Source organism: Enterococcus sp. DIV1368b (assembly GCF_050529595.1).
GTDB lineage: Bacteria > Bacillota > Bacilli > Lactobacillales > Enterococcaceae > Enterococcus_B > Enterococcus_B mundtii.
Window position 1 is genome coordinate 548,149 of sequence record NZ_CP172883.1, and the last position, 24,373, is coordinate 572,521.

At 37.9% G+C, this 24,373-nt stretch carries 22 protein-coding genes; 16 read left to right on the top strand and 6 right to left on the bottom strand.

The genetic code is table 11. From position 1 onward, the window contains the following. Positions 1–95 precede the first annotated feature (95 nt). From IGJ19_RS02560 to IGJ19_RS02580, 5 genes are all read left to right on the top strand, one after another. Positions 96–380 (top strand): hypothetical protein, encoded by a 285-nt coding sequence (locus IGJ19_RS02560; protein WP_019723651.1) that lies wholly within the window; start codon positions 96–98, stop codon positions 378–380. Positions 381–412: 32 nt separating this feature from the next. Next, positions 413–1,381 carry a dimethylarginine dimethylaminohydrolase family protein gene (locus IGJ19_RS02565; RefSeq protein ID WP_430604382.1) on the top strand — a complete coding sequence of 323 codons (969 nt, stop codon included), beginning with the start codon at positions 413–415 and terminating at the stop codon, positions 1,379–1,381. A gap of 45 nt (positions 1,382–1,426) precedes the next feature. Continuing rightward, on the top strand, positions 1,427–2,188 hold the full coding sequence (locus tag IGJ19_RS02570; RefSeq protein ID WP_430604383.1) for a tyrosine-protein phosphatase: 762 nt from the start codon (positions 1,427–1,429) through the stop codon (positions 2,186–2,188). Positions 2,189–2,833: 645 nt separating this feature from the next. After that, positions 2,834–3,409, top strand: coding sequence for a hypothetical protein (locus IGJ19_RS02575; RefSeq protein WP_430604384.1), 576 nt, complete (start codon positions 2,834–2,836; stop codon positions 3,407–3,409). A 45-nt stretch (positions 3,410–3,454) separates the two neighbouring features. Beyond that, positions 3,455–3,589, top strand: a complete 135-nt coding sequence (locus tag IGJ19_RS02580; RefSeq protein WP_081355952.1) for a hypothetical protein — start codon at positions 3,455–3,457, stop codon at positions 3,587–3,589. 145 nt (positions 3,590–3,734) lie between these two features. Here the strand turns inward: IGJ19_RS02580 and IGJ19_RS02585 are convergent, their stop codons facing one another. The 3 genes from IGJ19_RS02585 to IGJ19_RS02595 form a co-directional block, all read right to left on the bottom strand. Next, complete coding sequence (locus IGJ19_RS02585) at positions 3,735–4,937, bottom strand: NADH:flavin oxidoreductase/NADH oxidase family protein (protein WP_066025197.1); 1,203 nt, start codon at positions 4,935–4,937, stop codon at positions 3,735–3,737. Positions 4,938–4,949: 12 nt separating this feature from the next. Beyond that, complete coding sequence (locus IGJ19_RS02590) at positions 4,950–6,320, bottom strand: aldehyde dehydrogenase (RefSeq protein ID WP_430604385.1); 1,371 nt, start codon at positions 6,318–6,320, stop codon at positions 4,950–4,952. Positions 6,321–6,396: 76 nt separating this feature from the next. Further along, positions 6,397–6,693 carry an ArsR/SmtB family transcription factor gene (locus tag IGJ19_RS02595; RefSeq protein ID WP_010736298.1) on the bottom strand — a complete coding sequence of 99 codons (297 nt, stop codon included), beginning with the start codon at positions 6,691–6,693 and terminating at the stop codon, positions 6,397–6,399. A gap of 202 nt (positions 6,694–6,895) precedes the next feature. Here IGJ19_RS02595 and IGJ19_RS02600 point away from each other — a divergent pair, with 202 nt between their 5' ends. The 11 genes from IGJ19_RS02600 (at position 6,896) to IGJ19_RS02650 (ending at position 21,795) form a co-directional block, all read left to right on the top strand. Then, positions 6,896–8,374 (top strand): helix-turn-helix domain-containing protein, encoded by a 1,479-nt coding sequence (locus IGJ19_RS02600; RefSeq protein WP_074801654.1) that lies wholly within the window; start codon positions 6,896–6,898, stop codon positions 8,372–8,374. Positions 8,375–8,623: 249 nt separating this feature from the next. Further along, entirely contained in the window at positions 8,624–8,977 is a 354-nt protein-coding gene (locus tag IGJ19_RS02605) for an LPXTG cell wall anchor domain-containing protein (RefSeq protein WP_074801651.1), read from the top strand. An 18-nt stretch (positions 8,978–8,995) separates the two neighbouring features. Continuing rightward, entirely contained in the window at positions 8,996–9,808 is an 813-nt protein-coding gene (locus IGJ19_RS02610) for a WxL domain-containing protein (protein WP_161642570.1), read from the top strand. 129 nt (positions 9,809–9,937) lie between these two features. Then, positions 9,938–11,005 carry a DUF916 and DUF3324 domain-containing protein gene (locus tag IGJ19_RS02615; protein WP_430604386.1) on the top strand — a complete coding sequence of 356 codons (1,068 nt, stop codon included), beginning with the start codon at positions 9,938–9,940 and terminating at the stop codon, positions 11,003–11,005. A 5-nt stretch (positions 11,006–11,010) separates the two neighbouring features. Further along, positions 11,011–14,460 carry a WxL domain-containing protein gene (locus tag IGJ19_RS02620; RefSeq protein WP_430604388.1) on the top strand — a complete coding sequence of 1,150 codons (3,450 nt, stop codon included), beginning with the start codon at positions 11,011–11,013 and terminating at the stop codon, positions 14,458–14,460. 359 nt (positions 14,461–14,819) lie between these two features. Further along, complete coding sequence (cls, locus tag IGJ19_RS02625; protein ID WP_086334310.1) at positions 14,820–16,349, top strand: cardiolipin synthase; 1,530 nt, start codon at positions 14,820–14,822, stop codon at positions 16,347–16,349. Positions 16,350–16,609: 260 nt separating this feature from the next. Next, positions 16,610–18,106, top strand: a complete 1,497-nt coding sequence (locus tag IGJ19_RS02630) for a phytoene desaturase family protein (RefSeq protein WP_430604389.1) — start codon at positions 16,610–16,612, stop codon at positions 18,104–18,106. Between the two features lie 15 nt (positions 18,107–18,121). Beyond that, complete coding sequence (locus tag IGJ19_RS02635; RefSeq protein ID WP_142433665.1) at positions 18,122–19,201, top strand: glycosyltransferase; 1,080 nt, start codon at positions 18,122–18,124, stop codon at positions 19,199–19,201. 9 nt (positions 19,202–19,210) lie between these two features. Next, entirely contained in the window at positions 19,211–19,696 is a 486-nt protein-coding gene (locus IGJ19_RS02640) for a glycosyl-4,4'-diaponeurosporenoate acyltransferase (RefSeq protein ID WP_074801627.1), read from the top strand. Between the two features lie 692 nt (positions 19,697–20,388). Beyond that, positions 20,389–20,910, top strand: a complete 522-nt coding sequence (locus IGJ19_RS02645) for an RNA polymerase sigma factor (protein ID WP_108173526.1) — start codon at positions 20,389–20,391, stop codon at positions 20,908–20,910. Between the two features lie 18 nt (positions 20,911–20,928). Then, positions 20,929–21,795 carry an RsiV family protein gene (locus IGJ19_RS02650; RefSeq protein WP_115357288.1) on the top strand — a complete coding sequence of 289 codons (867 nt, stop codon included), beginning with the start codon at positions 20,929–20,931 and terminating at the stop codon, positions 21,793–21,795. 149 nt (positions 21,796–21,944) lie between these two features. Here the strand turns inward: IGJ19_RS02650 and IGJ19_RS02655 are convergent, their stop codons facing one another. The 3 genes from IGJ19_RS02655 to IGJ19_RS02665 are packed head-to-tail and all read right to left on the bottom strand — an operon-like array spanning position 21,945 to position 24,064. After that, on the bottom strand, positions 21,945–22,184 hold the full coding sequence (locus IGJ19_RS02655) for a hypothetical protein (RefSeq protein ID WP_086334316.1): 240 nt from the start codon (positions 22,182–22,184) through the stop codon (positions 21,945–21,947). A gap of 16 nt (positions 22,185–22,200) precedes the next feature. Then, positions 22,201–22,710, bottom strand: a complete 510-nt coding sequence (locus IGJ19_RS02660) for a hypothetical protein (RefSeq protein WP_115357289.1) — start codon at positions 22,708–22,710, stop codon at positions 22,201–22,203. Beyond that, positions 22,673–24,064: a Y-family DNA polymerase gene (locus tag IGJ19_RS02665; RefSeq protein ID WP_062805667.1), complete on the bottom strand. Its 1,392-nt coding sequence runs from the start codon at positions 24,062–24,064 to the stop codon at positions 22,673–22,675. Before IGJ19_RS02665 ends, IGJ19_RS02660 begins: the two co-directional genes overlap by 38 nt. Between the last annotated feature and the right edge of the window lie 309 nt (positions 24,065–24,373).

A 24,373-nucleotide genomic window follows, 5' to 3' on the forward strand; every position in this document is an offset into this window, starting at 1 on the left:
ACGCTCTTTTAACCAAATAATTAAAAAATATCCTAAGAAAAAGAGAAAGGGTGTTATTGTTAGACGATAACCGCTAGGATAGAAGGAGAGAAATAGTGAGAAAAATCAAAAATATCCAAATCATTCGATTGATCAAAATCATCCAGTTCGGTCTTTATTTTATGTCATTGTTTTTGTTTGCAAAATCCAGATATAAAGTGGCACTCTTTCCTTTATCAGGTGGGATGATATTAGAAGTACAACTCCCTAGAGAGTTTGGTTGGGGATTTGTAAAAAATAAGAAAAATGTCTTTCTGTCTTCGAAAAAAACATGGGTCGAACCAATGATTGCTTTGATTGTTTTAATATTTTTGGTTGGTTTCGCATGTTATTTCCTATAAAAATTCGAACAAATCGAGGAGGAGCAGAAACGATGGATCATATTTTTGTGAAAAGCGAGTTTGCACCACTAAAGCGGGTTGTTTTAGCACAGTCTGAATTTGGCTTTCCTACGAAAGAATTAACCGGTGTCGATTTCTTGACAGAAGAAAACCATGAGTTATTTAGTGGGCCTGAAGTGATAGGCAAAGACTTTAGTGAAGTTTTCCCAGAACAACAAAAAGCTTGGGAAGTCGAACGGAAGAATTTACAAAAAGTACTAGAAAAATATGGGGTAGAAGTCCTTTTACCAAGAAAGTTGACCTCTTTTGAAAAAGAACTAGGGCTAGAGTATGGCTACAGTAACTTTTTCACCAGAGACCCCTTTTTTACGATTGGGGATCTATTGATTGAAGGTTCATTAAAGCTCCCACACCGCAGAAATGAGATTCTACCGATTCGTGAGATACTCATGAATGAATCGAATGAGAATGACTGCTTGTATTTTTCTATTCCTAAGCCAGATATTTCGCAAGGTATCGATTCAGAACAAGGGCCTTTCTTAGAAGGTGGAGATGTTTTAGTATTAGGAAAAACGATTTTTGCAGGTAACTCAGGGTTAGCATCCAATACTCATGGTATTGAATGGTTAAGAAATCTAGTCAAACGATTTGGCTACAAAGTGATCGAAGTGCCACTTCATCCGACGATCTTGCATTTAGACTGCGCATTAAGCCTTGTCAAAGATGGATTGATGATCGTGTGTGAAGAAGCGTTCCTAAATGGTATCCCAGAACAGTTAAGCCATTGGGATCGGGTAGAGGTGTCTTTAGCACAAGCCTCTCGATTGGCGACGAACGGACTGCCGATCAACGAGACAACGTATATCATAGATCCAGAATTTACTTTTATTGGTGAAGAATTAGAGAAACGAGGAATCACAGTCGAGTATATTGACTATAAACTGACAAGGATTTTTGGTGGTTCTTTCAGATGCAGTACGCAACCGCTTCTGAGGAACTAAGTGGAAACGATCCTACAATATGGGAAAAGGAAGGTCATTGCAGAAATGGTAAAAATCACAAATTTTCGCGATATCGGTGGCATCAAAAATAGAAATGGCAAAGAAGTTTTAACAAATGTTTTCTTGCGTTCAGGTGAACTATCTAGTTTGACAGAAGAAGATGCTAGACATTTAGAAACCACCTATCGTTTAAGTAAAATCGTTGATTTACGCGGTGAAGATGAAATTCAGGCTCGACCAGATAAAACGGTTCCACAGACGAAATATATCCATATCGACATCATGAAAGATGTGGCAGACGAAGGCGCTGGGCTGGAAGATTTTGTGAAGATCGGCTCCCCTGAAAAAGCCACGAACTATATGACAAAAATATATGAAGATATCGCCTTGAATCCGACTTCGCAGAAAGGGTATGCTCGTTTCTTCCAAGAAGTACTTACTATGGATCAAGAGGAAAGCCTTTTATTTCATTGTTTTGCTGGGAAAGATCGAACGGGAATCGCAGCCTTGCTAATATTAGAGTCATTAGACGTTCCTCGCAAGGCAATCTATGTCGATTATCTACGTACGAATGAACTACGTAAAAAAGAAAATGCGATGATTTTGGCGCAAGCAAAAAAAGTCCACTTGAATGAGGGGAATCTAGCTGCTTTAGATGTTGCGTTGAATGTGGACAGCAGTTACTTGGACCGTTTTTATCAAGTGGTAGAACAGGAATATGGGTCGATCCAAACCTATTTGAAACAAGCCCTGGCTATCGACCAATTAAGTTTACAGGCAATGAATAATCAATTTCTTAAAGGTTGAGTTGCTATTTTTCATTACTCCGAAAGTTAAAACATTGATTTTTCAAAAAATGTAAGAAAACAATCATATTATAATCAACTGTATCGATAGACTTGCTGATCTAAGAAATTAGGTCAGTTTTTTTGTCTTCCAATACTCAAGAGAACAGTTGAAAAGGGATTCGGTTTATTTTGAGGAATAAATATCTTTTTTTTAGGGGAATTGAAGTGGATCTCAGGTTGTGCATCACATTGTCTTAAGGGTTATAAAGATGTGATTTTTAGTATAATGTAATTTTTGCTTTTAGTTTATTCTAAGTAAGGATTTGAGCTGTTTTTATATTTTCTTTCGAATGTTATTTTATTTTTACTTAATCATTCTTTTATATTAGGGGAATAAGCGTTAGTACAGTAATTTTTCTACATTAGAAAAAAACAATAAATGAATTAAGATTAAATGAGGTGATATATTGTTGAAAAAAAGAGAGCTTTTTTATTAATAGCTGAGAGATTAGATACATGATTAAGATATATTGTTTTTTTGAGTAGGCTATAAGCTATTAATGACAAATTCTTTCACTTATATAGAGTTAGGGTGGGTGGCTACATGAGAAAGAAAGGTTTGTGAAAAAAACAACTTTTGATTTTCAATGTTGTGAGGATGCTTTTGCCAGTTGGGCAAGTAATTGCGATTCACGTAGAATCGAAGGAATCACCAGAAGCACATAGCAATGACGAATTGGTTTTAAAAGACGATGTGTTCCATTTTAATAATATTCCGCAAGAAAACGGGACAGAAGAGTTTTCTCAATTTGAAGAAATTGAAAATGATAGGCTCTATGAGGGAGCGGAGATAAGTACTGAACTTATAGAAGCGCCTGAGTGGACTATTGAACAAAGCGATGTAGAAGCGTTTGTTAATGAGACTGAAGGGTTTGATCCTGCAGCCGTTGAATCTGGTCAACTAGGAACGATTCCATGGACAGTCGATGCTTCTGGGACACTGACTCTAGGTTCTGGCATCTTCGATGAGGAAAATAATGTTGGTGGTCGATATGGAGCGATGGATTATTTTAATCATACGTCCGCGAATCAAGAAATGATCAACAGCATCGTTATCACGGGCAGGATCGAATTACGGGGAAGTTTGATTGGAACAAGAAATAGTGTCTTATCGAATGCTGAGCAGGGGGAACATAACCAAGGATTTTTTGGAAAATTTACGAAAAGTCCAAACAATTGAAGGAATGGAGTATTTAGATACGAGTCAAGTAACAAATATGAACGTATGTTTACCCAGATGCGCAATTTAAGAGAAATAGATGTGAGTCATTTTGATACAAGAAATGTAACGAATATGAACAGTCTGTTTTATCGAATCTCATCGGTTTGCTCTTTCATGTTATCTGGTCAAAAAGAATAGCTGAAAAATATCATCTTCTTATTGATCAGATAGTCTGTTTATGGGGTAACTAACAAGCTCTTCTGTGTTGCATCAAAAAAAGATCCGTTCGACTAAGAAACAGAAAGTCGAACGGATTTTCTTTTTGTTGATTGACTAGCAACCATCATCTGCGTCTTGGTTTTAGACTGTTTAGACCATGTCTAAACATTGCATCAAGAAGCGGTGACCAAGCGTTGGTTGTAAATTTAGCTTCTTTACCAGTCGCTAAGCGATTCATTTGTTGTTCATAATAAGAAAGACTAATAATGCTCCCAGCTTTTTTGTCGAGGTTTTTCAGATGTGTCGTTAGACGTGGTAACTGAATGGCTTGAGCATGTCCTTCTGCTAGTTGATTTGGCAACTCTGGATTCATTGCTAGTGCTCGTGCTAGTCCAACCATTGCAATTTTTTCTTTAGTGATTACTTCTTCCATTGTTTCTGGTTGTGTCAGTCCACCAGTTAGAATGATTGGGGTTGTCACTTGCTGTTGGATATCTTTAGCAAAATCAAGGAAAAATGCCCCTTTCCCAACCTCCATGAATTTTGTTTTTTCGTAATTGCCACCAGAAATCTCAACAAAATCGATCCCTAGTTCCGCCATTCTTAAAATAACTTGACGCGAGTCTTCTTCACTAAACCCTTGAGCAGTAAAATCTGTGGAATTAAGTTTTAAACCAACAATAAATTCCGGTGTAGTGGCTTCTCTTAGCCCTTGGTAGATCTCAAGAAGGAAACGCATCCGATTTTCCAAAGAACCACCGTATTGGTCGGTTCGCTGATTATCTGCTGGAGAAAGAAATTGGTTGATGAGATAGCCGTGTGCCCCATGGATCTGTACCCCAGAAAAACCAGATTCTTCCGCTATTTTACCAACTGTGACAAATTGTTCCACCAGTGTTTTGATCTCTTTAGTAGTTAGTTCTCTTGGAGGATTAAAAAATCCTTGAAGTTCTTCACCTATTGGTTGAGCAGTAGGTGCAACCGGTTGTGAGTTCATTGTTTTGGGTGACTGTTTGCCGGGATGATTGATTTGTAAAATAAATTTTGTATGGTTTTCTGTTCCAGCTTTGGCCCAGGCTTTTAAAATTGATTTATCTGTATTTTCATCTATAACAACATTTCCAGGTTCACCTAAATGATCACGATCGACCATGACATTTCCTGAAATTAAAAGTCCACTACCGCCTTGAGCCCAACGGTGATAAAGATGAATATGTTTTTCAGTTGGGTTATTTTCTTTGTCGGCAAGTGTTTCACTCATTGCAGATTTGACGATTCGATTTTTTAAGATTGTTTGATTTGGTAAAGTGATTTCTGATAATAGCATTGAATTCTCCTTTTATTTCAGTATTTTTTTTAAAAGTTTCAACGACCGATTTGAATAAGGTGGGAATAATCCAGGAACGTTGAAGGTTGAACGATTTTCATAGACTCCTTTTTGATGAGAAAAGGTAAGAAAACTATATTTTCCGTGATAGCCACCGATACCAGATTCTCCTACACCACCGAAAGGTAAATGAGGATTGGCTACATGTTTCAGAACATCATTGACCGTCACATTTCCTGATGAAATAGCGGTCATGAGCTGTTCTTTTTTCCGATTCGATGTTGTAAATAGATATAGTGCTAAAGGTTTTTCATACTGTTTAACTTGAGAAATCGCATCATCGATGGTATCAAAAGTCAAGATTGGTAAGATCGGCCCAAAGATTTCTTCTTGCATCGTTGCGGCATCATGACTAGGTAAATCCAAAATGGTGGGTTCAATATATAAATCTTCCCGATCTGTTTCACCACCAAATACGATAAAGGAGTGGTCAGCTTCTAACATCTGTTGCAATCGGATAAAATGGCGATCATTGATGATCCTGCCATAGTCTGTGTTATTTCGGATATCAGAACCATAAAATTCTTTCGTGGCAATAATCATTTCTTTGATCAATGTGTCTTTTCGTTTACGGGACACTAAAACATAATCTGGCGCAATACAAGTTTGTCCGTTGTTCTGCAATTTTCCCCAAACGATGCGCTTTGCTGCTACTTTTAAATTAGCAGTATCATCAACGATCGCGGGACTTTTTCCACCTAATTCTAAAGTGACAGGAGTCAAGTGTTTGGCAGCAGCTTTCATCACGATCTTTCCGACAGGAACGCTACCAGTGAAGAAAATATAGTCGAATCTTTGTGCGAGTAATTCAGTCGTTACGTCCACACCACCTTCGACCGAGGCAATGTATGTTTTGTCAAAAGTTGAATGAATCAACTTTGTCAGAACTTTAGCCACATTTGGTGCTAATTCGCTTGGCTTCAAAATCACCGTATTCCCTGCAGCAATTGCCCCAATCAGTGGCTCAATAGCTAAATGAAAAGGGTAATTGAAAGGAGCAATGATCAACACTTGTCCATAAGGTTCATACTCAAGATAACTTTTCCCCCACATATAAATCGGTGTATGAACGGTTTTTCGCTTGGCGTATTTCTTTAATTTTTTGATCATCTCAGAAATACTTTGATAGACAACACCAATTTCAGTGACATATGCTTCGTGTGCTGGTTTTCGCAAATCTTTGAATAATGCTTGTGTCAATTCAATCTCTATTTCTTGCATCGCCTGTTTCAGTTTGATTAATTGGGCTAATCGAAAGTCGATTGATTTTGTTTTTCCTGTTTCAAAAAAATGTTGTTGATCCTGTAAAAGTTGGTTGATCATCCGTTTTCTCCTTTTAATATATTTATATGTTCGAACTTATGAACCTATTTATTTAAAAAGAAAGGCCGAAGCCTTTTTATATTTTTTCTAATAGTTGCATAAATCCTTTCAAGTTACGTTTGATACAAGCAACATCTAAATAATAGATCCGCTCTTTGCCACGTTTTTCGACATACACAATCCCTGCTTGTAAAAGCAACTTTAAATGATGAGAAATAGCGGGGCGAGAAATAGACATTTCTTCTGTGATTTCTGTCACACTTAAACCACCTTTTTCTACTAGCAAACTGACGATTTCTTGACGATTTTCTTCTTGTAATGTCGTAAATAGGGGCGTGGAATCGCGTAATAACGCTAAAAATGTTTCTCGCATAGTGACCTCCTTCAATTTGTTAATTCAAGTGTAACATAATATGTTTAAACTTGTCAACTTGTTATAGGAAGTCATCATAAGCATGTTATTTTTTAGTTTATTCACTTATTTATTATTAGTATTTTCACATAATTTTTGATATACATGTTTACAATCTATTTTTTTTTAAGAATAGATATAAAAAGCAAAAGAGGTGTGAAAAATGCGAGAGTTACAGTTAAAATTTATTACAAATACGATTACAGAAAGGTGGATGCGGATTTTAAATGTGATCGAACAACAGAATATGTTTACGATTGTCGGATTGTCACAGCAACTTGGTGTTTCTAAACGGACAATCCTAAAAGATGTCAGTGAACTGAAAAATTACTTTGAAGAGAGTGCGATTTTTGAGTCAAATACCACTGGCTATTTTTTTAAAGAAAAAAATCGACGACTGTATCATGAAGACAAAGAAGCATTGTTACAATCGGAGATTTGGTTTGAAATTATCAGTGACATTTTTTATGGAGAACTAGTATCTGTCGGAGAATTAGCTGATCGCTATAATTATTCAGAAAGTACGATGCTACGATCAGTCGCTCAAATCAAAGAGGTTTTAAAAGAATATCAGCTTTCACTTAGCTTAAAACCAGTGGACCTTGTGGGAAAAGAAGGAAATATCCGCAAGTTTTTTTTTGATTTTTTTTATGAAGGAGAACCAACACCGTATACGGTCTATCCCCCGGAAAGTATCCACCAAATGTTTTTGGATAAGTTAGGTGAGCGTCTTGGTAAGTATGAGATAGGAACAGGGATCATGGTCACAGGATTTTATTACTGTTTGTATATCACGATGATCAGAAATAAGAATGGGCATATCATCTCTTTACCTCGTAGGATAAAAGAGATCGATTTTAGCAATGAGACAGATTTTTTATTGATGTCCGAATTGATTCCACTGATCAAAAAAGAGTATGGTATTTCGATCCACCAAGATGAAATCATTTGGCTTTTTTTGATCATAATCAGCAAACGAACAATTGATCATATCGAGCAAGAGACTGTCTTTTTGGAGAAGTATAATCAGTGGCCTGAAATAGAACCAGTGATTGAATCTTACTTCCAATTATTCAACATCGACCGAAAGACTGATCCCATATTATCCACCTTTCTTTCTGCCTTTTTTCTGGGGAGGAAAATCAATAATGAAATGGCACCAATACTGAATAAATTGTTAAGTGAAGAAATTATTATCATCAAAGATCTCTATGGTTTAGCCTATGAGAAAAATCGACAATTTATTCATGAAAACCAATCATTGCTGTCTTTCTCAGAGAAATATTTAGAAGATATCATAGCAAGTTTAACGATGTATACAGAAATCTTGTTCTCTTATTATTCACCCAAGAAAACAGTGTTGTTTCTTTTGGAAGGTAATCATTTACTCGTTCAGTTGATCAAAGTCCAAGCCAATCAACTGTTGTCGAAGCAGCATCATGTGCTGTTTGTTCCGTTACATGAATTAACAGAAGAACGTTTGAACGTTGAGCATGTTGATTTGATCGTAACGAATTATCGTCCTTATTTATTGGATTACCAGTTGAACAAGGACTATTTGTTGATCAATCGAGTCCCTAATAGAAATGATTGGGTCAACATTTTTACTCAGTTGAATCCTTTACTCAATAGTATGCTGTAAGAAGTAAAAAACGACATTAATCGATGAAGTAACTAAAGAGATTAACTGATCTCCGCGGTTCTTCATCGATTTTTTGTTGTGCAACTAAAAGAGCGAATCTATCAAAGTCACATAGTGAAAGTAGGAACAAGCCACTTCACTAGTTAGTGAAAAATATGAATTTCTTTTCTTTTTGCGCTACGTTAATCTTATTTATGCAGAAAGTAATGATAATTACTATTATGTGAGAAAGGTTATAGGAGGAGGGAAATGAATCGTAAAAAAAAATACATACTAAGCCTGAGTATGTTACTTATTCAATGTTATGCACCGTTGGTTGTATACGGGACAGAGGTTCGATCGGTTGAAACAGAGGGGACAGTCGGTTTTACAGGCGTGTATGAAATGCCTGGAGATCCAGTACCAGCGCCAGAAGTCGAAATCAAACCAGATTTCCCAAAAGAAATCGCTCAACAACCGTCAGAGGAGAGAGATGCCAGTCACAGAAGATTGCCAAAAACGAATGCACAACAAATGAGTAGTTGGATAATTTTAGGGGTTTTTCTTGTGATAGTGACACTTAGTTTTTGGTTTTGGAAATACAAAAAGAAAAAACAATCATAGAAAGTAGGACGTGTATAAATGAAATTAGTGAGATTAGCAACAATTGCAGCCTTATCATCAACAGTTTTTGCCGGAGGTATGACTGTATTTGCAGAAGATGGTTCCACAGACACATCAAAAGAAGTGCGTAATGTAACAACTAATGGAACGATTGAATTTACACCAAATGAAGATGAAGAGCTAGTCGTTGTTCCGCCAGTAAAAGAACCAGATGTCGAGATTGAGCCTGAAGTGCCAGGAACAACTGGACCTTTATCGATCATGAAAGCTGTCACAATGGATTTCGGTTCACAAGTCATTTCAAATCAAGATCGAACATACAATATGGTTGCAGAAAAACAACAAAAAAAGGGAACAACTGGTGAAGAAAACAAAGTCCCTTATGTCAGTTTTGCACAAGTACAAGATGTCCGTGGAACGAATGCTGGTTGGAATCTGCAAGTACGCATGACCGACTTTAAAGCAACGAATACAACAAATGATACATTGCTCGGTGCAGAAATTTCATTGTTGGATCCAAGAATCCAGTATGAAGGAAGTACGCCTGAGAATGCCCCAGCGGCTCATGCGAGCGAATTGAAATTGTTGCCAAATGCTTCTGCTGTGTCAGTGATGAAAGCAGAAAAAGATAAAGGTGCAGGTGTATCTTCAGTCGTTTGGGGAAATCAAGCAGACTTGGATGCACAAGAGGCGAACGATGAGGTTGATGTGGTAACCAACAATGCGATCCAATTATTTGTTCCGGGTTCTACAGCAAAAGATGCGACTCAATACAAATCAACACTAACTTGGGAATTATCCAATACACCTGATGTTAGTGGTGTAAATTAACAAGATAAAAAATATGAGTAACATAACGAATCATAATCATTAAGAAGCAACCGATTTTAGTTTATAGAAGTGAATGTGGTAGCGTTACAATTTTGTAGCGCTACCTCCTTTAAAGAAAGGGGTAAGTTTATGAAAAAGACAAGTACATATCGAAAAAATAAAATCCAACAAGTGGGAATCGTATTACTCGTCATGGTTGTCAACCTGATGGCTCCCATGTTGGTTGGAGCGGAAGAAGGAACGTTGAATTTTTATGTAACGCCTGAGTTCTCAGAAAATCAAAAATCAGGAAATGATCGTTATTTTCAATTAAATCTTGCACCAGACACGACAGAAAAGCTAACGTTGAAACTACAAAACGCAAACGCAGAGGCAAAGAAAATCAAAATCACGCCACATACTGCTTATACCAACGTGATGGGGGTCGTAGAATATGGACAAGATGCGGAAGAAGCAGATCCAACGCTCAAACATTCGTTGGCTGAGTTGATTGAACAACCAGAAATCATTGAGCTTGCTGGAAATGAAACAAAGACCGTTACGCTTGACTTGAACATGCCTACAGAAGAATTTGAAGGATTATTAGCGGGTGGATTACGAGTGTCAGAAGTCAAAGAAGAAGCAACAGAAGAAACGAGTAATGAAGAAGGTGTCGCCATCCAAAATGAGTTTGCGTATATCATCGGTGTGGTTGTGAGCAACAAACAAGATGCTGTACAACCGGATTTAGAGTTGTTAGATGTTTTTGCTGACCAACTCAACTATCGCAATGTGATCAGTGCGAATCTACAAAACTTCACCCCGACCTTCGTGAATCGCTTAGAAGTCGAAGCTACGGTTCAAAAAGTGGGCGAAGAAGAGATTTTATACCAAGCCAGTCAAGAACAGATGCAAATGGCACCAAATTCGAATTTTAATTTCCCGATTTCTTTGGAAGGTGATCGTTTTCGCAGTGGTGACTACGTATTGAAAATGACGGCGCGTTCTGGGGAAGACGAATGGCAATGGGAAAGAACCTTTACGATCGAAGCAGATGAAGCACGAGCATTGAATCGAGCGGATGTTATGGTCGATACGAGTATTAATTGGTGGATGATTGGTTCAATCATGTTACTTGTTTTATTGCTTGGAATAATTCTTTACCTAATCCATAAAAGAAAAAAAGAGCAACCGAATAAGAGTAATGAGAAGGAGTGAATACAATGCCCTCAAGATTAAGAAGAACGATGCTTTTTTTAGGGACGACAATTTTAGTGATACAAACAGTAACTATACCGATAGGCATGGTCTACGCAGAAACCACGATGGACAATGTGGAACATGAGCCAATGGAACGTCCTGCTATCCAAAACTCCTTAAAAGAACTATCCAGTAATCCTAACTTTTTCTTTTCTCAATCTCAATTGCAAGGAACGATAAAAGTTCCGCTACAAGTGACGTTCTTTTCTGATCAAGAAGTGTCAGAGGCACGAGTGATCTTACCAGAAGAAGCAACGCTTATCCAAGACCAATTGTCGGCAGGGATTTCAATCGAACAAGGAGAGCAGCCTCATGAATGGATCGTTCAGTCAAAACATGCGCAAAATACGTTTGTTCTTCCTTTGGTATTTGACAAGACAGGAAACTATGAACTGTCTGTGGAAGAAACGACAACTCAGCTAAAAATCAGTGAGCCAGAAGCAATCAGTGATGAACTTCCAGCTGAAGAAAGTGACTCCCCTGATGAGGAGCTAGGCGGACAAAAGGAATCAAAAGAGGGAGAACATATAATAGAAGAAAATCAAGAGGATGATCAGACATCCGAAGAAGTAGATGAGCCTAAGGAAGAAGCTCCGCAGAATCAACAAACAAAGGAGAAAGAGCCTTTCGTAAGTGTTTCAACATGGGAAGAATTTCAAAAAGCCATAAGTAACGATGATGTACAAAAAATTATTTTGGAAAACGACATAGTCAGAAACGCTGGAGCGGCAGGTACGATCAACAGAAATATAGAAATTGACGGACAAGGATGGTCGATAAATTTTGCCAATAATACTGCTGGATTCACACTTGGAGCAGTGAGCGTAGAGACGACAATTACTTTAAGAAATATAACAATAACAAAACCGGGAACTACAGCAATTTTTACAGGTACAGCAGCCAACAGTCAAAGATGGACATTAAATTTTGAAAATGTTCATACAGGAAATGGGAATGTATCTGGTTTAGTTAATGCACCGAATGCAAAGGCAGGATATATAGGTGGCGAAAATACTTATAGGTCGACTATGAATGCGCGTGATGATGCTGTCTTCCGAGTCAATAATTTTTTTGCTCGAAATGGAAGTAAAGTAAGTATGGACCTGCAAGCAAAGTTAGCACAAATTTCAGGCGTATTACCGGTAGTTCAAATTACGGATGAAGACACTACAGTTTCTATTAATACAACTTCAACAAGCTCTGGTAGATACGGAGGGGTTATCAGACTAGATTCAAATGAATCGCTTATTGAGGTTAACAATGGAGCATCTTTGAAAATAGAAGCCCCTCAAACTAGTGCGCTTCTTTATGATACTGCTACGAATTCAAGAATTTTGGTAGACAATGGCTCTAAAATGGAACTTTACTCTTCTCTTCTTAATGGAAATGATGCAACAGTTAGATTTTATGGGGCTGCAAGCCGAGGTTCTCGATTTGATATAGATAATAATAGTACTGTTATTATTGAGGCTGAAGAAGGAGCTGCTCCGGCAGTAAGATTTCGTGCGGATGGTCAATTCTTTGTAAAAGGAAATAGTAAATTACAAATGTACAATGGTGGAAACGGATCACCTAATAATTCGGCGAATCAAGGGATAGAATTTGCTAATGATGGTGGAGTTTTTGATTTGAGTGGCGTGGGAACAGAAGTAAATATTGTCTCTGATTTTGGACCTGCTATTGGTGGTAACAGTTCGATGGAAATCAATGTTAGGGAAGGAACTAGTTTTACAGCAATTGGAAGATCGAGCACTGCATCAGGTGCAATATTTAATGGTTCAATTAGTAATATAACTATTGATAATCCACTTTTTTTTGATTTTAAAAATACACGTCCAAACGGAGGCAATATATACAGTGTATCGGCATCCTCTATATTTGATTTGAAAAATTCTAATTTTGCAGCATGGGCTAATGGTTCTAATTTTGATCTTGAAGCAGAAAAGTATTGGAATATGGTTGATTTTGAATTAACGGGAAGCAATTTTAATACTATTAGAAAGACTAGCGATCCGGAATCATTTAATACAAGTACTTTTGGACCGGCTGGAATGACTGCATATAGTAGAATTAGTGCAAATAACGCACGTGCTGTTGTAGATGAATTAAGAGTTCCTACCAATGCAGATAAGTCTATTTTTGGTCATGTAAGTATTCCGGAAGGGAGTGACTATAGATCAGCGTTTGAAGGCGAGGTAGAACTAGAGATAGAAATTGAACGACTTACTGGAGAAAAAGAAACACATAGAGCAGTTACTAAAGTAGATAGTATCTATGGTGAAGCAGATAGAGAGGGGATATTTGAAATAAAATTACCTGATCTTTTAAACGAGGGAGATCGGATTAGCGTTCTATCTGCTTTTCGCGGTGTTGGTGAAGTTGGAGTTCCAAGTTTACCGGACGATATCAAAATAGATAGTGTTGTCGTCTTTCCAATTATCCCACCAAAACCAGTGGAGTTTCCTTTGAATACCATCGGAAAAACAGCAACACATGTTCAGGGATATGTTGAAAACAAAGAGGTTGAAATAACCGCAACTCATAATGGACAAATCTTTGACACTTCTGATGTAACGGTAGACAACGAGGGTAACTTTATCCTGAATTTATCTAACTTAACTTTAAAAGAAGACGATGAGATTCAGGTCTTTCTAAGAGATGCGGAAGGCTCGGCAAAAGCCGCAGGTGTGATCAATCCGCCAGAAACCAATAACGCATGTGGAAATATCAACCCAGCTGCTGACTTAACATTTCACGATGTAACTTTTGAACCGGCTACGACATTAATCGTTGAGGATGTAGGACCTTTCTCACCGGTAGATCCTTTGGATCCAGAATTAGAAGTGGAACCTGAAAATAAACCAGAATTGCCAGAAGATCAAGGGCAACTAAGTATTGACTTTATTTCGTCCTTCAATTTTGGCTCACAAGCTATTTCTGTTCATGAACAAACCTATTATGCCCAACCTCAACGATTGTTGAATGAAGATGGGACAGTGAAAGAGAACGAAGAGCGACCAAATTATGTTCAAATCAGTGATCGTCGACCGGACAATGAGCGAAGTGGTTGGCAATTATCGGTTACCCAGAATGGACAATTCAGTAATCAAAATGGTCATGAATTGCTTGGTTCGGAAATCCAATTGAGTAATCAACAATTGGCGACAGCACAAGGCGGAACTGCGCCTGAGCTACAGGAAGAATCCATGCAGAGGATTTTACCAAATACGAAACAAATCTTATTACAAGCAGATAAAGAATCTGGAACTGGAACGTGGATCTATCGCTTTGGTGATCAAGAATCGGCACATAAGAGTGTCGGATTGTATGTCCCTCAAGGAACGAATCCAGAAGCTGAGAAATATACAACGACGTTAACATGGGAATTAAGCAGTGTTCCAGAAAATCAATAAAGAAAAAGAGTTGTGACAGCCATATACAGTTTCGAAAAATAAGCCAGAAACCCCAAAAATCTTGGGGTTTTCTGGCTTATTTTTGCTAACATTCTTTTTTGAATACATTTACTAAGTTTTAGAGAGTGTGAGAGGACGAATATTATCACATTTTTTTCATCCTCTTAAAACTGAGGGGGAAAAGCACTATTATAATAGTAGAAAACTTTCTGTAAAAAGTGCGAAGAAAACGAGAGATCCCTTTACACTAGAGTAACTATAACGTATATAATCTATATAAGGTGTGCTGTCACCATTAACGTTGATCGGCACAGAAAAAGAAGTAAAAAAAAACGAAGCAAGCGAATATGGAGATAAATATGATAAAGAATAAATTGCAACAATACAAAATATTATTGATATTATTGATTCTTGTAGCTGTTTCGCTGATTATTTTTTTGAATCAAATCATTTATGCGTGGTTGATCGTGGAAATGTTTGCCTTTCTTCTTTGTGGCTATTTAGTGATTTTTGATCAAAGAGAAGCAACCTCTAAAATCGCTTGGATCTTAGCGTTATTATTTTTACCGATCGTTGGGATCATGCTGTACTATCTGATTGGTCGTGAGCCACGATTACGCAAGTTATCGAAACAGCAACTAGAGAACGAACGAAACATACAAGAAACGGTGTCCAAGATTCTTCAGGAACATTCAGAAATCATTCATGCCAAGCACGATCTTTCCAAAGAAATTTTCCATCTTTCCGCAAAGTATCCCACAAAAGACAATCAATTGACATTGTTAAAAGAAGGGACGGATGCTTTTGCTTCATTGTTGCAAGATATCAAACAGGCAACACATCATGTCCATGTTTTCTTCTATATTATAAAAGGGGATGAAACTGGCGAAGAACTAGTTGCTGCTTTGATCGAAAAAGCTCGACAGGGAATCAAAGTACGTTTTATGTATGACAGTGTCGGATCAATTGCTTTCCCGAATCGATTATTAGATACGATGCGAGAAAATGGTGTAGAGGTAAGAACCTATGATCTATTGAATTCACCGTGGCTGAGTAACAAAGCCAATTGGCGCAATCATCGGAAAATCGTTGTGATCGATGGGGAAATTGCACACACTGGTGGTATGAATATCGGGAATGAGTATAGTGGACGCGGGAAAAAGTTTTCTTATTGGCGAGATACGAATGTTCGAATCGAAGGGCCTTCTGTACTCGAGTTGCAGGAATGTTTCGTTTATGATTGGTTATTTCTCGATGAAGGAACGGAAACGATCACTTATTTCATCAACCAGCAAGAGCTGTATTTTCCCTTACAAACGGAACAACCAAAAGGTTCGGAAATCGTACAGGTCGTTTACGGAGGGCCGTATGATCAGGAGAGGATCATCAAAGACTCTTTCAATGACTTGATTGGTAAAGCAGTTGATTCGATCAAGATTGCTATGCCTTACTTTATTCCAGATGAAGAAACACTTGGGGCGCTTAGACGAGCAGCTCGCTGTGGGATCAACGTGCAATTGATCATACCAGGAAAAGGCGATCGCGGGATTTCATTTCATGGGACGAACTCGTTTATTGATGATTTGTTATCGGCAGGAGTTGAAGTGTCGATCTACGATACGACTGCATTTATCCATTGTAAATACATGATCGTTGATGATGTGGTCGCAACGATTGGATCAACTAATTTTGATATTCGTAGTTTTTATCTCAATCATGAACTGTCAATGTTCATTTATGGTCCATCAAAAACGATCGATGAATTGAACGTCCATTTTACAGAAGATTTAGCCCACGCTGAAAAGGTCAAAAAAGACGAATGGCAACGGCGAAGTGCATGGACGAAAATCAAAGAGAAGATCAGTGGCTTGTTTGTGCCGATACTTTGATAGAAGCAACGGAATCAGCGCATAAGAAGTTGCCATTAGCCTAAGACAGAATAGACAAAGCGTTTCTTACGTGTTTGTTTCTTCTGTTTTTTCTTTTATCCTTTCTTATTGTTTTATAACAATACAATGCGCAATAAAATAAGTTTTTTTAGAGATATGCTACTATAGAGATAGATATAGAGTGTTTTTTTACAGTTGGATCATACGAGTTTGCATCTGTGAAAATGTGCTTTGAGACTTAGAAAGTAAGAGGTGATTTTGTGAAAAACAAACAGAAATCAGTCATTGTTCTGGGAGGTGGACTTGGTGGTTTGTCTGCAGCAGTTTCCTTAGCCCAAGAAGGATTCGACGTATCACTATATGAAAAGAACGATCATTTAGGGGGGAAATTGAACCGTTTAGAAGCAAATGGGTTTGGCTTTGATCTAGGTCCATCGATTTTGACGATGCCCCAAATTTTTGAAAAACTGTTTCTCACGAGTGGCAAACAGATGGCAGATTACATTCCGATCGAACGGTTAGATTTGCAGTGGCGTTCTTTTTTTCCTGATCACACAACGATTGATCTATACAGTGATTTAACGAAAATGGCCCAAGAAAATCCTTTGCTGACTGCAAAAGACATGATGGAGTATCAAGATTTTTTAGACTATGCGAAGGAAATCTATGCGGCCACCGAAGTCGGTTATTTTGACAAAGGGCTTGATTCGACAATGGAGATTTTAAAAGAACATGGTGTGATCAAAGCGTTGAAAGGGTTTGATTATTTTTCTTCGATGCATGATGGAATCGCTAAACGTGTGAGTCATCCAAAAATGCAAGATATCTTAGGGTATTTCAGCAAATATGTCGGTTCCTCTCCTTATGATGCGCCAGCGGTTTTAAATATGATGAGTTATATGCAGCATGAGCAAGGAATTTGGTATGTTCCGGGCGGAATGCATAAAATTGCTGAAGGAATCGTCAACCTTGGGAAAGAGCTCGGCGTAGCGTTCCATACTGGCTGTCAGGTTGAAAAACTAAATGTAGTGGATGAACAGATCCGTTCGGCACGACTAGCGGATGGGACGGTGATCAAAGCAGATTATTTTGTTTCGAATATGGAAGTGATCCCAGCTTATGAACAATTATTAGATGAAAAACCAGCGTTTACAGAGAAATTAGAAAAGAAATTTGAACCCGCAAGTTCAGGTTTTGTCTTGCATCTAGGTGTTAATAAAGAATACCCACAATTAGCCCATCATAATTTTTTCTTTTCGAATGCTTCTAAAGAAAACTTTGATCAAAACTTCCATCAGCATCAGTTGCCAGACGACCCAACGATCTATCTTGTGAATGTCAATAAGACTGATCCTTCTCAAACCATCGAAGGACATGAGAACATCAAGATTTTACCGCACATCCCTTATTTACAAGATCAACCATTTACAGAGGCAGAATACGATGCCTTTCGGGAGCGTATCTTGATCAAATTAGAAACGATGGGGTTAACGGATTTGAGAAAACATATTGTCTATGAAAATCGTTGGACCCCGGAAGATATCCAAAAAAATTATTTATCCCATCGTGGAGCAATCTATGGGACTGTATCTGATCGTAAGAAAAATCATGGGTTCAAACATGCAAAACATAGTGAGCGCTATGACAACTTATACTTTGTAGGTGGGACAGTCAATCCAGGTGCAGGTATGCCAATGGTCACTTTGAGTGGGCAACAAGTGAGTGACAAGATTGCCCGAAGAGAAGCGGATGTATAGGAAGGAAGGCTTATTTTGTTACTAATAATGATCGTCCTTTTTGTCGCTTGGCTTTCAGGTTGGTGTATCTTTTATCGACTGCCATTCATCACAAACCTAACCTCTGCAAAACGTTTTGACACAAATGTTTCAATTATTATTCCTGTACGTAACGAAGTAAATACGCTCCCCAAATTGCTACAATCGATCCAAAGGCAAACGATCCAACCACGAGAAATCATCGTCGTGGATGATGCTTCCACTGACGGTACAGCAGAAATCGCCAAAAACTTAGATGCAACAGTTTTCTCAAATGATCGTGAACAGCATGGAAAGGCGGCTGCTTGTTGGTTAGGTGCAACAAAGGCCCAAAGTGAGCATTTCTTATTTTTAGATGCAGATACATTTTTTCAGACAGACAATAGTTTGGAAAGACTATTGAATGAATACGAAAAAAGAGGGAATAGTGGCTTGCTGTCGCTTCAACCGTTTCATCAAACTGTTCGCTTTTATGAACAGCTCTCGTTTGTTTTCAATGTGGTCATTCTGGTAGGGTTGAATACTTTTTCTGTGCTAGGTGAAAAATTAAAAGCAGCGGGGGCGTTCGGGCCGTGTATCTTATGCTCGAAAACCGATTACTTCCAAGTCGATGGGCATAAAGATATACCTAGTGGGATCTTAGATGACATGGCTTTAGCCAAACGGTTTCAAAAGGCAGGATTCCCCATCCATTTATATGGTGGGAAAGAGTTGATTGCTTTTCGCATGTATCCTGAAGGTTTCAAGCAATTGATCCAAGGATGGACAAAGGATTTTGCCACAGCTTCTAGAGCAACCAATCCCTTTATTTTGTTAGGAGTCATCCTCTGGATAAGTGGCGGAGTTGGTACGGTGTTGGCTTTTGGTATGGCACAATGGCCGCTTGTACTGGTCATCTATTGCCTGTATGTGCTCCAATGTATTGTATTTGCCAAACGTGTAGGAAATTTCAAGCCGATTTTCTTGTTCGTTTTTCCGTTCTTTTTTATCTTCTTTCTTTTCTTGTTTTTGTGGTCGTTGATCCAAACCTATCTTTTGAAATCAGTGACTTGGAAAGGAAGAAAAATCAAACTTTAGGAGGTTTTTATGCCACTGATCCATTTGACCACTGGAGTATTAGTGATGCTTGACATTCTTGCCTGGTTTATTTTCCATTTAGGTATTTCTTACGGTGTCCGCCAAATCGCTGACTCATTTTTTGAAAGAAAGCGTCGTTGGTTTCGTTCCTTTTCTTTTGAAAAGCAAGGAGTGATTTGGGAGAAAAAATTTCGGATAAAAAAATGGAAAGATAAGCTGCCAGATGGTACTGTGATTGCTAAGCGAGGATTCGATAAATCTAGGCTTGGTAAGACTGATTCCGCCGCACTGAAGAAATTCATCATCGAAACACAAAGAGCAGAGCTGACGCATTGGCTATTGATCACGCCAGCGTTCCTTTTCTTTTTGTGGAATCCAAAATGGGCGGGGTGGGTCATGGTTTTTTATGCGCTTCTTGTCAATGTCCCATTCATTATGATTCAACGCTATAATCGGCCACGATTGGAACGAGTCCTAAAAAAAGTAAAAAAATAGCATTTAGTTGGGGCGCAATCGGTTTAGCTCTGAGAAATAAGGCGGAACCTACAAAATTGCTTTTCAATTTTTGTGGGTCCCTCTTTATGTCGATAATGGTTTCTTCGATTCGCAGCGTTTATTCCATGTTAAGTTGAAAAGGTCTGGTCATTCGGTCTATCTCTTTCTAAAAACGAATAAATGGTTTTCTAGAAGTGAATACTACATAAACAAGCACCAAAATCCATTGATGAATAATTGTGGGGTTTTGGTGCTTTTTAGCGGAGCTTAACACTTTTATCAGAATCTCACAAACTGTCTTTTGTGCAAAGTTAGTGATTCAAAATGTAGGAATGCTCAAAATAAAGTTGATTTTTTTGAAACTTTTCTTAGAAAACGATCGTCTAATTAAGTATAAAAAAAGAAAGCGGAGTGAGCGTATGAAACATGACAAAAACTATTCATTTTTAACGATAGAGCTAATTTTCCTAGTCTTATTGTTCCTGTTTACTAGCCTCTTTTTATTGATGTATTCAATGGATACATTTTCAATCAGAGAAGAAAAACAAAAGGAAATAGAGATAAATGAATTAAAGAGAAGGGAAGATACGCAACTAAGTAAGGAAGCAAACAGGGATTTTACGAAAATACTGGGTCATATATATTATTTGAGGTGAAACAATCAATGCAAATCATTTTTCTGAGAGAGGGAGGTGTCTAATATTTTTAATCGGATCGCAAAAAAGCATCGAGTCAAATATTATGAATCTCAGTTAGAACAGTTGATTGAGACACAATATCAAAAAATGTATCGGATCGCTTATAGTTATACACACAGTTCGGAGGATGCACTAGATGTTATCCAAGATAGCTTTCAAAAGGCGTTGATGGATTTCTCAAAGGTAAAGAAGATTGATCATTTTCAAGCTTGGTTTTATAAGATCTTAGTCCGAACAGCAATTGATCATTGGCGTAAGAATAAACGAATGCCTTTGAATTTTGAATTGGAAGACGGTCCAGGACTTGAATTCATCGATTTTCAAAATGATGTTTCTTACATGGAATTACGAGAATTATTGAGCCAAACGCCTAGCCCAGAACGCGAGATCATTATCTTGAAATTTTTTGAGGGATTTACATTGAAAGAAATTGCGCATATTTTAAATTTAAATGAAAATACCGTGAAAACAAAAATGTATCGCTCGCTAGATAATTACAAAGAAATTTTAAAATAAAGGAGAGTGAATAGCGAAATGGGAGGAACAAAGAAAAAAATAAGTATGATGAATCAGGCGTATCAAGCGGGTGAAATCCCTGAACAACTAGAAGAAGAACTTTTTAAGCGTTTTGTGATTGCAAAGAAAAAAGTGAAAGTGAAACGACAAGTGAAAAAAGCTAGTCGTATCAGCTTGGGGATCGCCTGTTCAGCACTTATTTTGTTCGCAAGTGTTCAAAATAGAGACTTTCGCGTATGGGCGACAGAAATCCCTGTTCTCGGAGAGTTGGTTTCGATCATTACTGGTAAAACCTATTCATTCCAAGAAGAAAAAGCAGGTGTCTCGATTGCTGTACCAAAAATAATGGGGAAAGAAGAAATCCATGACCAGTTGAATCGAAAATATCTCGCAGAGGGACAACGAGCTTATGAGGAAGGAATGAAAGAAATCAAGAAAAACGGGCAACAGATTGATACAACAGGTGGATATCGCATATTGGTCAATGATGAGCGTTTTTTAGTGATTGATCGTTCAATCGAACAGACAATTGCGAGTACGCAAACGAACAATCAATTTGACACGTTAGATAAACAAAATGAGGTAATTGTGTCATTGCCTTTATTATTTAAAAATGATGATTATCTCATTGCTCTTTCAAAGGAAATTGAAGAACAGATGAAAAATCGTATGGAAAAAAATCCAGAATTAACTTATTTTGCTCTAGAGGATCATGGCTCATTTTTATTAAAAAAAGATCCTAGTTTTTATATCAATAAAGAACACCAGCTTGTTATCTTCTTTGATAAATACGAGGTAGCACCTGGTGCTATGGGGACACAAGAATTCATTATTGATACAAATAAAATCCAATCTTTATTGGCTGACCCAAACTATTTGAACTAAAGCTTTCAAACTTTACGAATAGAATCGTTCTTTGCCGAGAATAGTAGCATCAACCGGTAGAATCTTTTTTACATGTTTACCGGTTGACGCTTTTTAGGTTGAGAGAAATAGCATTCAATAATGGCCGAAGAATCCAATGCTTATCTGAATTACTCAATCGCTTGCTTGACGATTTCTTGCCAAAAATGAAAATATTCCTCTTCTAAATCGATCGAATCAAGTTCATCCCAAGCGATAAAGCCCTCGTTTACATAAAAGCCATCTTCTGTCATCTTTTTTTGAATCGTTCCTCGATAGTTTTCTCCTTTTTTTGTTTGGATCGTAATTTCTTGTTTGGCAATATAAGCAGTGATTATGACAGTCTCGAAATGATTCTTTACCATTGTCATCGGTAGCGCCTCCCTTTTATTCATTTTCCTCTTCAAAATATTGATAAAATTCATCTTTGATCAATTGCAGTTCAGCTTGTTGCTTTGGCTTGTTCCAATCGATTGATCGGGAGATTTGTTCGTCATATGTCTTGTTGGTACTAAACTCAAACCATTTTATTTCTTGTTTCAACCCAACGTGACGAATGTTCTCCCAGAGAATATGGTACTGGTCAATCGTCAGATATTCTTCATCACATTCGCCTAAGAAAACGCCCTCGATATTTTCTCTATATCGACCAAATTCATCTTTTGTGTTTAATTGGATGGTCACTTTTTGTCGGTAGAGAAAGGACTGTAATAGTACTTGGTCGATTTCCTCTCTCGTCATTTGCGATTGGGAAGGGAGGTCTTTTAAGGCGGCTTCTGCATTTTCTTCGATCCCTTTCACTAGTTCATCCATGGCAAAAGCGGTTCCCCATTTCAAGCCAAAGGGGCGATCGCGGTATTCATTGTAATCGAGAAATTCTTTTTTCGTGCGTCGCATGTCCTTCACCTTCAATACCAGCCATTCCGCCAGCATGACCGCCTACAAGCGAACTGCGGGCGATTGCTCGACCACCTTCCAGTAAACTATGTGCATGGACGATTGCTTTGAATCCATATTTTTGTCGAATCTTATCCACGACAAAGTCAATCTTTGCCGCATTGACTTGCTCTTTAGGATCATCGAATAGATTCAATTGCAAGCCAGTCGCATAAACTAAACGAGAACAATTGACGCCGATACTTCGGATATCTTGCCGTTGATAATGTCGATCAAAAATCATCAATAGTGCTTCTGCTAAGACATGACTGGCGTTGGTCGGCTCGATTTTCATCTGTTGGTGAAACCCGGTTTTTCCTGAAACATCTGTGTAGCCTAAAGAAAAACCGACCCATAGACTAACTACTTGTGCTTTTGCTTCTTCTCGACGTAAGCGTGTGCCAACTTGATCCGCCATTTCCTTGATCACGATTTCAATCTCTTCTCGGCGGGTATAGTCCTTATTGAGGATTTGACTATTTCCGATGCTTTTTGATTTAGGGGTGTAGACTTCACCAAGAAAGCTTCGATCGATTCCCCAGGCATGAGCATAAAGTTGTGTACCAATTACCCCCATTGCACTTTTTAAACGATAGTAATCCGCATGTGCAAGCTCATAGATGCTATGGATGTTCATTTTATTTAAACGAATCGCTGTTTTTCGACCGATCCCCCAAAAATCTGTCAGCTGAGGAATCCGCCAAAGTTTTTCAGGGACGTCTTCATAACGCCATTCGGCGATCATGTCTCGGGTATCCTTGGCTTCATTATCCAGAGCTAATTTTGCCAATAGTGGATTATCACCGATACCGATCGTGGTATAGATCCCTGTTTGATCATAAACGTCTTGACGAATCTTTTTTGCAAGTGCCCGGGCATCAGGAGCATCGAACAAATTCAAACTATTTGTGATATCCAAAAAACTTTCGTCGACCGAATAGACATGATGGTTACTTTCGTCTGCATAGGTTTTATAAATCGCATTGATTTCTTTGTTCTTCTCCATATAATAAGCCATTCGTGGTGGGGCAATATATAAATCACTGGGATAAGGAAAGGGCAAATCACGCGCACGACTGATATTCGTGATCCCGTAGGCTTTTTTTGCAGCTGGACTAGAGGCAAGGATCAACCCGCTACCACGTTCTTCCCATGAATTTCCGGGATACGACATAACAACTAGTTTGGTTGTTAAAGGGTCTAATCCAAGTGAGACACATTCAACAGAAGCATAGAACGACTTACAATCAATACATAAAATATCTCTAGAAGGTTCTTTATGATAGTCAAATACAGGATTTTGATTTTTAAACATAACAGTCACCTCTTCTACATGATTAGAACACATGTTCGTATTTTTTGTCAACGAAAAAATCAACAGGAACTTTAAAAAAACATCGGTCTTCTAAAGGATCATTGGCATAAAGAGAAAAAGATTTGAAAAAGTAGTTGACTTATTTCAGAAAGAAATCTATACTTAAACCAATCTTAAATCAGTTTGGAGCGATTTCTTATGAAAATCACATTGAATTCACAACTGAATACGTATTACTTTAGCTATTTTAGATAGGTTTGTATTCATGACATTCATGGATGCAAACACAACGTTTGTATCTATGATGGC

Coding starts and splice junctions, on each gene's coding strand:
- IGJ19_RS02665 (WP_062805667.1), bottom strand. CDS start 24,064: ATGTTTAAAAATCAAAATCCTGTATTTGACTATCATAAAGAACCTTCT.
- IGJ19_RS02565 (WP_430604382.1), top strand. CDS start 413: ATGGATCATATTTTTGTGAAAAGCGAGTTTGCACCACTAAAGCGGGTT.
- IGJ19_RS02650 (WP_115357288.1), top strand. CDS start 20,929: ATGGGAGGAACAAAGAAAAAAATAAGTATGATGAATCAGGCGTATCAA.
- IGJ19_RS02570 (WP_430604383.1), top strand. CDS start 1,427: ATGGTAAAAATCACAAATTTTCGCGATATCGGTGGCATCAAAAATAGA.
- IGJ19_RS02580 (WP_081355952.1), top strand. CDS start 3,455: ATGTTTACCCAGATGCGCAATTTAAGAGAAATAGATGTGAGTCATTTT.
- IGJ19_RS02655 (WP_086334316.1), bottom strand. CDS start 22,184: ATGACAATGGTAAAGAATCATTTCGAGACTGTCATAATCACTGCTTAT.
- IGJ19_RS02585 (WP_066025197.1), bottom strand. CDS start 4,937: ATGCTATTATCAGAAATCACTTTACCAAATCAAACAATCTTAAAAAAT.
- cls (WP_086334310.1), top strand. CDS start 14,820: ATGATAAAGAATAAATTGCAACAATACAAAATATTATTGATATTATTG.
- IGJ19_RS02660 (WP_115357289.1), bottom strand. CDS start 22,710: ATGCGACGCACGAAAAAAGAATTTCTCGATTACAATGAATACCGCGAT.
- IGJ19_RS02590 (WP_430604385.1), bottom strand. CDS start 6,320: ATGATCAACCAACTTTTACAGGATCAACAACATTTTTTTGAAACAGGA.
- IGJ19_RS02615 (WP_430604386.1), top strand. CDS start 9,938: ATGAAAAAGACAAGTACATATCGAAAAAATAAAATCCAACAAGTGGGA.
- IGJ19_RS02605 (WP_074801651.1), top strand. CDS start 8,624: ATGAATCGTAAAAAAAAATACATACTAAGCCTGAGTATGTTACTTATT.
- IGJ19_RS02610 (WP_161642570.1), top strand. CDS start 8,996: ATGAAATTAGTGAGATTAGCAACAATTGCAGCCTTATCATCAACAGTT.
- IGJ19_RS02600 (WP_074801654.1), top strand. CDS start 6,896: ATGCGAGAGTTACAGTTAAAATTTATTACAAATACGATTACAGAAAGG.
- IGJ19_RS02640 (WP_074801627.1), top strand. CDS start 19,211: ATGCCACTGATCCATTTGACCACTGGAGTATTAGTGATGCTTGACATT.
- IGJ19_RS02595 (WP_010736298.1), bottom strand. CDS start 6,693: ATGCGAGAAACATTTTTAGCGTTATTACGCGATTCCACGCCCCTATTT.
- IGJ19_RS02620 (WP_430604388.1), top strand. CDS start 11,011: ATGCCCTCAAGATTAAGAAGAACGATGCTTTTTTTAGGGACGACAATT.